This window comes from Acinetobacter sp. YH12226 (assembly GCF_013417805.1).
GTDB lineage: Bacteria > Pseudomonadota > Gammaproteobacteria > Pseudomonadales > Moraxellaceae > Acinetobacter.
Map to the genome: position 1 here is coordinate 69,609 of NZ_VPDG01000001.1, position 14,002 is coordinate 83,610.

The 14,002-nt window shown below is 43.4% G+C and carries 15 protein-coding genes; 10 read left to right on the plus strand and 5 right to left on the minus strand.

Annotation, left to right across the window (positions count from 1 at the left end):
• Window positions 1–37: 37 nt before the first annotated feature.
• The 4 genes from FTV08_RS00365 to pabC all read right to left on the minus strand — a co-directional run bounded on the left by FTV08_RS00365 (window position 38) and on the right by pabC (window position 3,025).
• Window positions 38–454, minus strand: coding sequence for a PaaI family thioesterase (locus FTV08_RS00365; RefSeq protein WP_164542957.1), 417 nt, complete (start codon window positions 452–454; stop codon window positions 38–40).
• A 96-nt stretch (window positions 455–550) separates the two neighbouring features.
• Window positions 551–1,150, minus strand: a complete 600-nt coding sequence (tmk, locus tag FTV08_RS00370) for a dTMP kinase (protein ID WP_004645627.1) — start codon at window positions 1,148–1,150, stop codon at window positions 551–553.
• A 2-nt stretch (window positions 1,151–1,152) separates the two neighbouring features.
• Window positions 1,153–2,211 (minus strand): endolytic transglycosylase MltG, encoded by a 1,059-nt coding sequence (mltG, locus tag FTV08_RS00375; protein ID WP_005247523.1) that lies wholly within the window; start codon window positions 2,209–2,211, stop codon window positions 1,153–1,155.
• Between the two features lies 1 nt (window position 2,212).
• Entirely contained in the window at window positions 2,213–3,025 is an 813-nt protein-coding gene (gene pabC / locus FTV08_RS00380; RefSeq protein ID WP_180086191.1) for an aminodeoxychorismate lyase, read from the minus strand.
• A gap of 160 nt (window positions 3,026–3,185) precedes the next feature.
• Between pabC and FTV08_RS00385 the strand changes: the two genes are divergently transcribed.
• The 8 genes from FTV08_RS00385 (at window position 3,186) to FTV08_RS00420 (ending at window position 11,203) form a co-directional block, all read left to right on the plus strand.
• Window positions 3,186–4,193 carry a sulfate ABC transporter substrate-binding protein gene (locus FTV08_RS00385; protein WP_005265774.1) on the plus strand — a complete coding sequence of 336 codons (1,008 nt, stop codon included), beginning with the start codon at window positions 3,186–3,188 and terminating at the stop codon, window positions 4,191–4,193.
• Between the two features lie 175 nt (window positions 4,194–4,368).
• Entirely contained in the window at window positions 4,369–5,382 is a 1,014-nt protein-coding gene (locus FTV08_RS00390; protein ID WP_180086193.1) for a sulfate ABC transporter substrate-binding protein, read from the plus strand.
• 32 nt (window positions 5,383–5,414) lie between these two features.
• The gene (locus FTV08_RS00395) at window positions 5,415–6,020 is read left to right on the plus strand and encodes an alpha/beta hydrolase (protein WP_114540882.1); all 606 of its coding nucleotides are present in this window, start codon (window positions 5,415–5,417) and stop codon (window positions 6,018–6,020) included.
• Window positions 6,021–6,106: 86 nt separating this feature from the next.
• A complete protein-coding gene (gene cysT / locus FTV08_RS00400) occupies window positions 6,107–6,940 on the plus strand; it encodes a sulfate ABC transporter permease subunit CysT (protein WP_004279076.1) in 834 nt (277 codons plus the stop codon).
• The gene (cysW, locus tag FTV08_RS00405; RefSeq protein WP_114540881.1) at window positions 6,937–7,830 is read left to right on the plus strand and encodes a sulfate ABC transporter permease subunit CysW; all 894 of its coding nucleotides are present in this window, start codon (window positions 6,937–6,939) and stop codon (window positions 7,828–7,830) included. Before cysT ends, cysW begins: the two co-directional genes overlap by 4 nt.
• A gap of 11 nt (window positions 7,831–7,841) precedes the next feature.
• Entirely contained in the window at window positions 7,842–8,903 is a 1,062-nt protein-coding gene (locus FTV08_RS00410; RefSeq protein ID WP_004279078.1) for a sulfate/molybdate ABC transporter ATP-binding protein, read from the plus strand.
• A 53-nt stretch (window positions 8,904–8,956) separates the two neighbouring features.
• Window positions 8,957–9,880 carry a CysB family HTH-type transcriptional regulator gene (locus FTV08_RS00415; RefSeq protein ID WP_180086195.1) on the plus strand — a complete coding sequence of 308 codons (924 nt, stop codon included), beginning with the start codon at window positions 8,957–8,959 and terminating at the stop codon, window positions 9,878–9,880.
• 120 nt (window positions 9,881–10,000) lie between these two features.
• The gene (locus tag FTV08_RS00420; protein WP_180086197.1) at window positions 10,001–11,203 is read left to right on the plus strand and encodes an OmpP1/FadL family transporter; all 1,203 of its coding nucleotides are present in this window, start codon (window positions 10,001–10,003) and stop codon (window positions 11,201–11,203) included.
• A 57-nt stretch (window positions 11,204–11,260) separates the two neighbouring features.
• On the opposite strand, the gene carO is transcribed toward FTV08_RS00420, so the two are convergent.
• Window positions 11,261–12,004 (minus strand): ornithine uptake porin CarO, encoded by a 744-nt coding sequence (gene carO / locus FTV08_RS00425; RefSeq protein WP_180086199.1) that lies wholly within the window; start codon window positions 12,002–12,004, stop codon window positions 11,261–11,263.
• A gap of 319 nt (window positions 12,005–12,323) precedes the next feature.
• On the opposite strand from carO, the gene dapD reads away from it, so the two are divergent.
• Together dapD and queE are read left to right on the plus strand one after the other, a co-directional pair.
• Window positions 12,324–13,145 carry a 2,3,4,5-tetrahydropyridine-2,6-dicarboxylate N-succinyltransferase gene (gene dapD / locus FTV08_RS00430; RefSeq protein ID WP_004645637.1) on the plus strand — a complete coding sequence of 274 codons (822 nt, stop codon included), beginning with the start codon at window positions 12,324–12,326 and terminating at the stop codon, window positions 13,143–13,145.
• Between the two features lie 131 nt (window positions 13,146–13,276).
• Window positions 13,277–13,987, plus strand: a complete 711-nt coding sequence (gene queE, locus FTV08_RS00435; protein ID WP_180086201.1) for a 7-carboxy-7-deazaguanine synthase QueE — start codon at window positions 13,277–13,279, stop codon at window positions 13,985–13,987.
• The last annotated feature ends 15 nt before the right edge of the window (window positions 13,988–14,002 follow it).

Below are 14,002 nucleotides of genomic sequence, written 5' to 3' on the forward strand. Positions count from 1 at the left end.
TTAGGCTATTTAGAGTGGTCATCTAACTTTCAAACATCTAACGTTGTGGTGGAATTGAATATGTTCCGGTCACATGCGCCACAGGTTCTTCATGATCTATCGAATAAATCCAGACTTCTCCCACGATCAGTGCCTTGCCGACCTTGATCAGCTTACACTCTCCCCGTATATCCGTTCCACCAGAAGGTTTACGTAAAAAATTGATATTCAAGTTAGTGGTCACGGCCAAACCGACCAATCCAATTTCACCCAGAATGGCGACATAAAGAGCAAAATCCGCCAAGGTCATCATGGTTGGACCAGAAACGGTACCGCCTGGACGCAACTCCTCTGATCTCACCTGATAAAGTAGAGTGGCTCCACGCGGAGAAATGGCTTCAATCCGGCACTTCTCCAGGCTTTGTGGAAATTCTTGTTGTAAAAATTGTTCTATCTCTGTTTTGGTCGTTTTCATCTTATTAAAAAAATCTTCTATATCAGTCTTAATATAGAAGATTCTTCACAGATAAACCTAGAGAAAAATTAAATAAAAAGTATTTTAATTCCAAGCTTATTTTAAATAACTTAAGGCCTGCTCAAATACCTGCTCAGGCGTTTGAGTTGCATCCAGACGTTTGATCCGTTCAGGATGACGTTGCCATAAAGTTTCATATCCCGCTCTCACTTTCTCAAAGAAAGTGACTTTTTCCTGTTCAAAGCGATCCAGCGCACCACGTTCACGTGCTCGGTTCATCCCCAATTCAATAGGCGCTTCTAACCAGAAAGTAATGTCCGGCATGCGTGCGACAAAGTGGTCATTGAGTAATTGCAACTTTGTTTCACTGAGACCCCGACCTGCACATTGATAGGCAAAGCTGGCATCGCTAAAACGGTCACACAGGACAATTTTCCCGGCTGCTAATGCAGGCAGAATCACTTGTGCCAGATGCTGGGCACGCGCTGCATACATCAATAACAGCTCGGTATCATGCGCCATGGCTTCTTCATGGTTCACAGCCAGCAACAGCGAGCGAATCTGCTCAGCCATCGGGGTTCCACCGGGTTCACGAGTCAAAATAACATCTTTGCCCTGGGCGATAAAGTCTTCATAGATCGAACGAATGAGCGTGGTTTTACCTACACCTTCTGTGCCTTCAAAGCTAATAAACATACTCATTCCTTATTTTTCGAGCGTAAAATCGTCAGATATTCCTGTACGGCTTTATTGTGGTCATTCAGATTGCTCGTGAACTTATGTCCACCATTACCGGTAGCGACAAAATACAGGTTGTCAGAATTATCCGGATGCATGGCTGCTTCAATGGCTTTCTTGCTTGGCAACGCAATTGGCGTTGGCGGCAAACCTGAAATAGTATAGGTGTTATACGGCGTCGGTGTGCGTAAATCTTTACGGGTAATATTGCCATTATAATTATCGCCCATTCCGTAAATCACTGTTGGATCGGTCTGTAAACGCATGCCAATTTTTAAACGGCGTACAAATACCCCAGAAACCTGTTCCAATTCACGATCTACACTGGTCTCTTTTTCAATAATCGATGCCATAATCAGCGCGTCATATTTATTCTGATATGGCAGATCAGTTGCACGTTTCGCCCACGCCTCATCCAGTGCTTTCATCTGTCGCTGATAAAGATTGGTCAGAATTTTACGGTCAGTTTCACCTTTGGCAAAGAAATAAGTATCCGGTGCAAACAGCCCTTCAGGATGTGAAAACGGAATATTCAGTTCTTTGAGTAATTGCTCAGTAGGCAGATGCAGCACTTCTTTGGTGACCAGATCATTTTTCTTCAGGGCATCAATCAGTTGCTTAAAAGTCGTTCCTTCAATCACCAGAATCCGGCTCATCTGGGCATTGTCTGCATCGGAAATCATCTCCAAGACCTGACGGATGCTCATGCCCTGGCGCACTTCATACACGCCCGCTTTCATGCTGTCATGAATCATGATGCGCTGATACAGCTTGAGAATGATCGGAAAACTCACCTGATTTTCTTTGGCCAGACGATCAATAAAACCGGAATAGGTTTGACCAGATTCAATCGCGAGCAGCTGTTTTTTTCCTTCGACAGGATACTCCTTCCACAAACTGCTTTTCAGGATCAACGCCAAGATCAAAGCAATCCCCATCAGGACCAAGGCAATTCCTTTGAAAGATGAGGAGAATCTCGCTTTATTTTTCTTTTTGGCTTTAGGTTTGGAAGCTGACATATTAAGACATCTGGTTCAATCGAAGACGGTTAAAAATTTCAATACAAGCATCGCCATCCAAGGTTCGCTGCTCAAATTGCGTGACAATTTTCATCGGGCTGAGTGCATTGCAGAAAAACAGGCTTTGAATATGGTTGATTTCATCCATATCGATACAGCGTTGCTGACAGCTAATTCCCTGATCTTGCATACGTTTTAGAATTTCTGCACGCATGACACCGAAGACGCCATTATAACGAAGTTCCGGCGTAATCCATGTATTGTTTATACGAATGAAACAATTACTGCTTACCCCTTCGACAACACCGCCCTGTACATCTGTCACCAGGGCCTCAGGCCAGCCGCTTTGATCTGCTTCCTGTTTCAGCAAAACCTGCTCCAGACGGTTTAAGGTTTTTAGCCCGACCAGACTGGGCATCGTCAATCCTAATGCCTGCTGTAAGATGCCACTTTGAATCTGCTCAAACTTAAATTCCTGTACAGTTTGAGGGTAATAAAATAGCCAGAGATCTCCAGGATGATCCGGCAGGCTATAACCGCGCTGACCGATTCCACGACTCAGCACAATCTTTAATGTTCCATTCAGCTCACGTTCAGACTGCCGTAAAATCTGTAAACTTTCTGAAATCAGATCAAGATTGGCATTCAGGCTTAATTTTTGATTGCTGATTTGCAAACGTGCCAGATGACGATCATATAATTCAATCCGGTTATGCCGAATCCGGGCCGTGGTAAAACAGCCATCACCATAATGAAAGCCACGATCCAGCACATCTATCTGGCTGACCTGTTGGGCATTTTTTAAATACAGCATATTTTGCAGCCTCTAAAATGAAAAATTGAGCAGTCAGATTCAGGCTTCACCTATATATCTTTTTTACTCACATCCAATTCTTTTTTAATTATTTTTTATGCAAAAAATCTCAAGCTATTCTTGCCTCATCTAACAAAAGCTAAAAAACTTGAGGCAAAAAATGAACACGCGTAAATTAAAAATTGGGGTACTGGCAGCGCTACTTTCAGCAAGCGCCTTAAGCGTTTCAGCAAAAGATTTCCTGAACGTGTCTTATGACCCGACTCGCGAATTGTACGACAACTTTAATAAAGAATTCAGTGCTTACTGGAAAAAAACCACTGGCCAGGAAGTCAATTATAAACAGTCGCATGGCGGTTCAGGCAAACAGGCACGTGCGGTGATTGATGGTCTGGATGCAGATGTTGTAACACTGGCACTGGCAGCAGATATTGATGAAATTGCAGAACGTGGTTTGCTGCCTAAAGACTGGCAAAAGAAATTCCCGCAGAATTCGACACCCTATACTTCAACCATCGTTTTTCTTGTACGTAAAGGCAATCCAAAAGGAATCAAAGACTGGGGAGATCTGGTTAAACCAGGCGTAGACATTATTACCCCGAACCCAAAAACTTCAGGTGGTGCACGCTGGAATTATCTGGCTGCCTGGGCGTGGGCCAAACACCAGAAAGGTGGCAATGATGCCAAAGCACAAGACTTTGTCCGTCAAATCTACAAACAAACCAAAGTACTGGATTCGGGTGCACGTGGTGCTACCACGACTTTCGCTGAACGCGGGATTGGGGATGTATTACTGGCTTGGGAAAATGAAGCACATTTGGCCGTCCGCGAACAGCCGGGAAAATTTGAAATCATTACTCCTTCTCTGTCTATTCTGGCTGAACCACCCGTGGCAATCGTAGAAAAAAATGCCAAGAAAGATGGTAATGAACATCTGGCCAAAGCCTATTTAAATTACCTCTATTCACCTGCTGGACAGACTGTGGCGGCGAAAAACTTTTACCGTCCACGTAATGCGAATGTATTAAAGCAATACAGTACCGTATTCAAGTCCTTAAAACTGGTCACCATTGATAAAGAATTTGGTGGCTGGACCAAGGTTCAGAAACAGCATTTTGACAATGGCGGTGTGTTTGATCAGATTGTCAAAGCCAATCACGCAAAATAATACTTTAAATGCAGTTCATTATGGCCTTTATTCATAAGGCCATTCTTATTTCAAACACTTAAGAGCTTATTTATCTCTTTTTTTCATATAAAATTCATTTTTAATTATTTTTTATGCATAAAGAATAAGTTTATTCTGCGCTTATGTTACAGAACATATCAGAGATTCAGTCCAGATGAGCATTTCAAACACATTAAAACTTGGGGTTTTAGCTGCTGTTATCTCGGCAACTTCCTTTGCTGCTGCAGCACGTGATTTTCTCAATGTATCCTACGATCCCACCCGTGAACTGTATGAAGATGTCAATAAAAACTTTGGCAAATACTGGGAAAGCCGTACCGGTCAAAAAATCAATTTCAAGCAATCGCATGGCGGTTCAGGCAAACAGGCACGTGCCGTGATTGATGGTCTGGATGCAGATATCGTAACGTTAGCATTGGCTGCCGATATTGATGTGCTGGCAGAAAAAGCTAAACTGTTACCTGCGGACTGGCAAAAGAAATTGCCGCAAAACTCGACGCCTTATACTTCAACCATCGTGTTCCTGGTGCGTAAAGGCAATCCGAAAGAGATTAAGGACTGGGGTGATCTGGTCAAACCGGGCGTAGCGATCATTACCCCAAACCCGAAAACTTCAGGCGGTGCACGCTGGAATTATCTGGCGGCTTGGGCTTGGGCCAAACATCAGGCGGGCGGCAACGATAAGACTGCGCAAGAATTTGTTCGTAAAATTTATAAAAATACCAAAGTTCTGGATTCCGGGGCACGTGGTTCAACCACGACCTTTGCTGAACGTGGCATTGGGGATGTTTTACTCGCATGGGAAAACGAAGCGCATTTAGCCCTTCGCGAACAGCCGGGCAAGTTTGAAATTATTACCCCTTCTCTGTCGATTCTGGCTGAGCCACCGGTGGCGATTGTAGAAAAAAATGCCAAGAAAAAAGGCAACCAGTACTTGGCTCAAGGTTATTTGAACTTCCTGTATTCGCCATTGGGTCAAGACCTGGCAGGCAAACATTATTATCGTCCACGTAGTGAAGCCGCTTTAAAAAAATATAAGCATGTGTTCAAACCACTAAAACTGGTGACGATTGATCAGGAATTTGGCGGCTGGAGCAAGGTACAAAAAGCCCACTTTGAAAATGGTGGTGTATTTGACCAGATCGTTAAAGCCAACAGCGCGAAATAATCCTCCAGGCTGATTGATACAGGAGCATCGACATGATTCATACGCTTATCGTTCCCGGTGTAGGTGGCAGTGAATATAACCACTGGCAAACCTGCTTACAGCACCGGCTGATGCGATGCTCCCGTGTGCAGCAAAAGGACTGGAATCATCCGGTACTGGATGTCTGGGTGGCAGAATTTGTCAAAACTCTGCAAGCCATTCCAGCAGAGGTTCAGATTGTCGCACACAGCTTTGGCTGTCTGACCAGTATTGCGGCCCTTGCCCAACATCCCGAACTCAATGCAAAAGTAAAAAATCTGCTATTGGTGGCACCAGCTAATCCGGCACGATTTGGGGAAAATGGTTTTTCGCGCGACAGTCAGACTGACTACAGCACCTATTTTCAACGGCTCAAGCTTCAGGTGCCCACCACGTTATTGATCAGTGAAAATGATCCCTGGTTAAGTTTTGAAGATGCCCACATACTGGCCCAAACCTGGAAAATCAAACCAATTAATCTGGGTGCAGTCGGTCATGTCAATGTCGCTTCTGGTTTTGGCCCTTTTCCTGAAATTGAACACTATTTGATTTCAGAAAACACTATGCCCCATATCAGCAAAGTTGATGAGAGCAAGTGTTATTTTAAATTTGCATTTTAGTCGCTGCAAATTATGCTTGTGCCCAAATTGTTTTTTTATTTTAGCTGATTGACTTCAATCAGCTTTCTCTCTTCTGAGGAGTAATCATGTCGCAGCGATCCCGAGTGCTGCCAGGATTTGGTCTTTCTCTAGGCTTTACCCTAGCGTATTTGTCATTAATCGTTTTGATCCCGCTGTCAGCTGTTTTTATTAAATCACTGGGCATTGGCTGGGATGGCTTATGGGAAATCCTGAGCTCTGAACGTATCTTGAAATCATTGCAGTTAAGTTTCACCGCGGCCATTGTCGCTGCACTGGTCAATGTAGTGTTTGGCCTGTTACTGGCGTGGTGTCTGGTACGTTACAGCTTTCCGGGCAAACGTATTGTCGATGCCCTGGTAGATTTGCCTTTTGCCTTACCCACTGCGGTTGCGGGTATTGCCCTGACCTCTTTATATGCACCGACCGGCTGGATTGGTCAATATTTAGAACCGATTGGCATTCAAGTCGCTTATACCCCGATTGGTATTACACTGGCATTGATCTTTATTGGTCTGCCTTTTGTAGTGCGTACGGTTCAGCCAGTCCTTAGCGATCTGGAAACCGAACTGGAAGAAGCTGCATCTGCATTGGGTGCCAACCGTTTTCAGATTGTGACCAAAGTCATTTTCCCAATTCTGCTGCCTGCGCTGATCACTGGCTTCGCTTTAGCCTTTGCCCGTGGTGTCGGTGAATATGGTTCAGTGATCTTTATTGCTGGTAACCAGCCTTTTGAAACGGAAATTGCACCCTTAATGATTATTTCTCGCCTAGAAGAATATGACTATGCCGGTGCAACCACGATTGCTGTCGTCATGCTACTGATTTCCTTCGTGATGCTATTCCTGATTAACTTATTACAGGCATGGGCTAGCCGTCGTACCGGGAGAACTGCGCGATGAGTTTAAATACCAACAGCAATGCGCTGGCTGAAAAGTTGCAATCCCGTGATGCAACCCGTGAGCCAACTTGGGTACGTTATACGCTGCTCACTATTGCCTTAATCTTCTTTTTAAGCTGCCTGATTCTGCCCTTGATTCTGGTTTTTGTTGAAGCCTTTAAACAAGGGGTTGGCGTTTATACCCAAGCGCTGGTGCATCCGGATACCTTGTCAGCTGTGAAACTTACCTTGCTGACTGCTGCAATCGCAGTACCGCTTAACGTCGTATTTGGTGTTGCGGCAGCCTGGTCTGTGGCGAAGTTTAACTTTCCCGGTAAATCATTCCTGACAACCATTATTGATCTCCCCTTCTCGGTTTCACCTGTAATCGCGGGTATGATGCTGGTGCTGATTTTCGGTACCCAAGGCTGGATGGGTTCCTGGCTGATGGATCATGATATCAAGATCCTCTATGCGGTGCCTGCAATTGTCCTGGCGACTATCTTCATTACTGTACCTTTTGTTGCACGCGAGTTGATTCCGTTAATGGAAGCACAAGGAACCGACGAAGAAGAAGCTGCGATTGTACTCGGCGCATCTGGCTGGCAGACTTTCTGGAAAGTGACCCTGCCCAATATCAAATGGGGTCTGATTTATGGCGTGATTCTGTGTAATGCGCGGGCCATGGGTGAATTTGGTGCGGTGTCGGTGGTTTCTGGCCATATCCGTGGTGAAACCAATACCTTGCCGCTACACGTCGAAATTCTTTATAACGAATATACCTTTAGTGCTGCGTTTGCCGTGTCTTCGCTTCTGGCTCTCCTCGCAATTGTAACCCTGATTTTAAAAACATGGGTGGAACTGCGCCAGGAAAAACAAGACAAACGTAATGAAGATTCAACAGTTTCTTAAGGAATGCCCACATGAGTATTCAAGTACAAAATATTGAAAAACACTTTGGTGCATTCCATGCACTGAAAAACATTTCGCTGGATTTCCCGGATGGTCAACTGGTCGCGCTTCTTGGTCCATCAGGTTGTGGCAAAACCACTTTGCTACGGATTATTGCCGGCCTGGAATCTGCGGATGGTGGCCAAGTGATTTTAGAAGGTCAGGATGCCACCAATGTTCATGTGCGTGAGCGTGAAGTTGGTTTTGTATTCCAGCACTATGCCCTGTTCCGTCATATGACGGTATTTGACAACATCGCCTTTGGCCTGCGTGTGCGTCCACGTAAAACTCGTCCATCGGAAGCGGAAATTAAAAAACGTGTGACACGTTTACTCGACTTGGTTCAGCTCGGTTTCCTTGCTGACCGATATCCAGCTCAACTTTCTGGTGGTCAGCGTCAGCGTATTGCCCTTGCACGTGCTCTGGCAGTTGAACCGCGCGTATTGTTACTGGATGAACCTTTCGGCGCACTGGATGCCAAAGTCCGTAAGGAGCTACGTCGCTGGTTGCGTACCCTGCATGACGAATTGCATATTACTTCGATCTTCGTGACTCATGATCAGGAAGAAGCACTTGAAGTTGCAGATCAGATCGTAGTAATGAACAAAGGCAATGTAGAGCAGATCGGTTCACCGCGTGAGGTCTATGAAACACCAAAAACTCCATTTGTATTCGACTTTTTGGGTCAGGCGAACCGTTTTGAAGGTCAGAACCATGGCGGCCTCATCCAACTCGGCGAAGACCGCATTCAATTTGAGGGTGCAAAAAATGCCGCTCAAGGTGAAGTGATTTTATTCGCACGTCCAGATGAACTACGCATCCATGCACAGCCACACGACAATGCCATTCAAGCGACTTTCATTCGTGAATTATGGATCGCGGGTAAAGTCGTTGCAGAGCTAAATGACCGTCAAGGCAATCTGATTGAAATTTTACTGACGCCTGATGAAGCGAGAGCGCACCAATTCCGCCCAAATCAAACTGTTTGGTTAAGTGCGGTGAACTTGCATTTATTTGAAAACCAGGTCGCTTAAGATCAAAAGATGGGGCTTTAAAATGCCCCATCCTCTTCTAGGGTAAGAGAATTATGAATTTCCAACAATTAAGAATTATACGAGAAACGGTTAGACAAAACTTTAATTTAACTGAAGCTTCCGCTGCGCTTTATACTTCACAGTCCGGGGTAAGTAAGCATATTAAAGATCTGGAAGATGAACTGGGAGTGCAGCTATTTATCCGTAAAGGTAAACGCCTACTGGGCTTAACCGAACCAGGTCAGGCACTTTTAGGCATTGTGGAACGCATGCTGGTCGATGCCGACAATATCAAACGTCTGGCGGATGATTTCAATAAAGTCGATGAAGGCACATTAACGATTGCCACGACGCATACCCAGGCGCGTTATGTGTTGCCACCAATTGTCAGCCAATTCAAAAAAGAATTCCCTAAAGTTCATTTGATTTTGCAACAGGCCAGCCCGGTTGAAATCACGGAAATGTTACTGCAAGGTCAAGCGGATATCGGTATTGCGACCGAAGCACTCACCACTGAAGATAATCTGGCCAGCGTGCCTTACTATAACTGGCAACACAGTATTATTACCCCGCAGAATCATCCACTGGCAAGCAAAGAGCACGTGCGTATTGAAGATCTGGCGCATTACCCGATTATCACTTATCACGGTGGTTTTACCGGTCGCTCCAAGATTGATACTGCTTTTGAAGAAGCTGGTTTTGATGTGGATATTGTGATGTCCGCGCTTGATGCCGATGTCATCAAGACCTATGTAGAAATGAATATGGGTGTTGGCATTGTCAACGATGTGGCTTATGACCCGGAGCGTGATTACCGTTTAAAGCAGATTGAAACCGATATTTTCGGCGTAAATACCACCTGGATTGCAGTGCGTAAAGGTCATTTATTACGCGGTTATGGCTACGAGTTTATTTCCCTCTGCTCACCAGACGCAGATATTAAGGCACTGAAAAAAGTGGCTTATCCAGACGAATAAATTGCAGTATTTTAAGTTTTTAATCAAAGAGGCTACATCGCCTCTTTTTTATTTTTTGAGTAGATAAAGAATATAAATATCAAGCATAATCAAGTATATAATAAATTGAATTATACCAAGATGATCAATCATAAATTTGCTCTTTTCTCCATGGGCTTGTTTTTCTCCGGGTCAGGTTATGCAGCAGCGTTTGAACAATCTAACCAAAGCATTCAATCGTTTTTTGAAAAAAATCATTATGCTGAAGTTTCATTGGCCTGGGTTCGCCCTGATATCAGCGGTCAGGTACAACATACCGAAGAGCTGCAACAATTAGGCATCACCGATTTTTCTACAGGAAATCTTACCCATAACCAATGGGTTTCCAATGCCGCATTAAAATTCCAGTTGAATCCTCAAGTGTCGTGGGGACTGATTTACGATCAGCCTTATTCTATAGATATCGCTTATCGTTATGATCCTGTTTTTGCAGGTGCAGCGCTTCCAATTGAGGCTGCTACCATTCAGTTTGAGAGCCATAATTTGACCTCATTAATTGGCTTTCAACCAAACGATAACTGGAATTTTTATACAGGGCTAAGTTATCAAAGCTTAGAGGGAAATTTATATTTATCCGGGCAGACATTTTATATATTCAATGGTTATCGAGCCACATTAGAACGAGATCCCGCTTGGGGCTGGCTTGCAGGAATCAGTTATCAGATTCCTGAATGTTTTTTTAGAACCGCACTGACCTATCGTTCTGCAATTACTCATCACAATAAAACCACTGAATCAATTATTGTAGGTACAAATCCAGCACCTTATACAGAAATTCAAACTCCACAGTCTGTGAACTTGGATTTTCAGACAGCTTTAACTGATCAAAATGCTCTCTATGGCACGCTGCGTTGGTCAAACTGGCAAAATTTCGTGATCCAGCCGCCTAAATTTGGCGCTGTAATTGACTATGCGGCCTTACAGTTCCCTGAAGTAAAATCTTTTAGAATGATTAATTATCGTAAGGATCAATGGTCTGGAAAAATCGGACTTGCTCATCAATGGCCATCTTTTGGCATAAATTCGATTGAACTTTTATGGGATTCTGGTACAGGAAATCCGGCTTCAACCTTGAATCCGAGTGATGGCTATTGGGGCATCAGCTTAGGTCATCTTTATAAGATTCAAGAAACCTGGGATATTGCTACAGGACTATATTATTTAAAGTTTCAAAAACCTGAAATTTCTTCATCCGCACCTATTACGCCACAGATTGCAGGTTTATCTGCAGTTTCTGAAAATAGTGCTTTGATCGCAGGTTTGAAACTGGGTTATCACTTTTAAATTACTTATTACAAAGCATAAAAAACGGGCCGAAGCCCGTTTTTTATAGATTAAAACTTAGAAGCGGAAGCTGACACCCAATTTTGCGACTGGTAGCCATTCGTATTTATTGTCATTACGAATCTCGTTTTCTTCATTACGTAAGGCAGTATCAAAATCTGGAATATCTGGATTAAACTCATCTACTGGAACAAATGCGCCTGTAGGAGTTAGATTAACACTTGGGTTACCATTATAATATGCACCGATTTCACCAAATACACCCCAACGATTGGTAATTGCTGGAGAGAAACCGATCCCTACATAAGGTGCAATATTGTTTTTGTAAGATAAATCTCCTGTCACACGCCCAGTAGTGCTTCCTACTGTTCTGTATCGATTACCATCAACACTAATAGTACCATCAGCACCGGTACGACTTTCTAGACCATAATCATTGTCAACATATGCTACACCTGCTGCCATATAGAACCAGTTCGCCCAAGGACGAATTTCAGCATTTAAATAGGTCAAGTTATTGTCCATATCCAGGTCATATTTTGTACCATTGATTGATAAATCATCCGACCAGGAAATGTCACCACCGTTATAACCTAAAGTCACGCCGACATATGGATTGGCATTCCAAGAAATTGCCCCACCATAACCGGTAGTACCGACTTCAGCACGAACAGCTGCGGGTTTAAAGAAAGAGAATTCAGCAACGCCTTCATCTGTTACGATTGTTTCATCAGCAGCCATCGCAGAACCCGCTGCTAGAGCTAAGACTGATACTGCTAAAATATTATGTAAAGATTTCATTATTTCTCTCCTCAAAAGAACTTATTTTGATCATTAGTTATTCGTGATAGGCTCAATATAAAGGACTTAAAAAATATTTTTTATTCACATTTTGCTCATCTTTTGTTATTTTTTGATACAAATTAATTTTTCTTGTTGAGAACCAAGTGTTTTCTAACACTTCTCCTACATTTCAACATAATGAAAAAGTACACTTATCACTTTAATAATTTCACGCTTTCTACACTTCTGGTTATTTTTCATCTATTTTTAGTGCTTTCAACTATTTTTCCTGCAATATAGTGTAAAATCTAGAAAATTTTTTTCTGGAAGGAAGATCATGTCGCAGCTTTCAACAATCATTGAACAAGCGTTTGAAGACCGTGCGAATTTTACAGCTGCAGATTGCTCTGCTGAAATCCGTCAAGCAGTTGAGGAAGTAATTGCTGGTCTAGACAATGGTACTTTACGTGTTGCTGAAAAAATCGATGGTGAATGGGTTGTTCATCAATGGATTAAAAAAGCGGTATTGTTATCATTTAAATTAAACGACAATAAACCAATGGAAGCTTGTGATCTTCGTTTCTATGACAAAGTAGAGACTAAATTCTCTGGTTGGACTGAAGAACAATTCAAGGCTGCTGGTGTACGTGTCGTACCACCTGCTGTCGCACGTAAAGGTTCTTTTCAGGCCAAAGGCGTAATCTTGATGCCTTCTTATGTCAACATCGGTGCTTATGTAGATGAAGGCACGATGGTTGATACTTGGGCAACTGTAGGTTCATGTGCACAAATCGGTAAAAATGTTCACTTGTCAGGTGGTGTAGGTATTGGTGGTGTGCTTGAACCGCTTCAAGCGAATCCAACCATTATTGAAGATAACTGCTTTATCGGTGCACGTTCTGAAATCGTTGAAGGCGTAATCGTTGAAGAAGGTTCTGTGATTTCAATGGGCGTATTCATTGGTCAATCAACCAAGATTTATGACCGTGCCACTGGCGAAATCCACTACGGCCGTGTACCAGCAGGTTCAGTCGTTGTTGCTGGTAGCCTCCCTTCTAAGTGTGGCACTTACAGCCTGTATGCTGCCATCATCGTGAAAAAAGTTGATGCACAAACTCGTTCTAAAACAAGTCTGAACGATCTATTACGTGAAGACTAAGATGTCTTAACTTAGAGGACACATTTGTGTTCCTCGGAGCTTCAACTGCTCCTCGTCTCTACGATTAGTAATAATCGTAGGGATTTTTATTTTTATACCCGGTTATTTATTTTTCATTGGTTAGTTTTGTTATGAATACGCTTCGATCTTCCGCAATTCCTGTCTCTGATCCGTCTGCGGGTTTACGCATTACGGAGATTTTCTATTCATTGCAAGGTGAAGCCAATGCCGCAGGACTGCCAACAGTATTTATCCGTTTAACCGGTTGCCCATTGCGTTGTAGCTATTGTGATACCACCTATTCCTTTGAAGGCGGTGAGCGTCAGTCTCTGGACGATATTATCCAGACCACGCTTGATTTTAAAACCCCTTATGTCTGTGTGACCGGTGGTGAACCACTGGCGCAGCCCAATGCCCTACCCCTGATGCAGCGACTGGCAGATTTAGGATGCGAAGTTTCACTTGAAACCAGTGGCGCTTTAGATGTGTCCAAAGTGGATTCACGTGTTTCCAAAGTCCTCGATTTAAAAACACCAACTTCAGGTGAAGTTGCACGGAATTTGCTTTCTAATCTCGATCATTTAACTGCACATGATCAAATCAAGTTTGTGATATGCAATCGTGAAGACTATGAATGGTCAAAGCAGCAGTTAGAGCTGTACCAACTTCAAGACAAAGTGAGTACAGTTTGGTTTTCGCCTGCATTTGCAGTTGAAAAAGGTGCGGTTCGTTTACCACCACTGGCACGTGATTTGGCTCAGTGGATTTTAGAAGACCATCTCCCTGTTCGTTTCCAGTTACAGCTACACAAGTTGTTATGGAATGATGAAACTGGTCGTTAATTTTTTGTAAAGTAT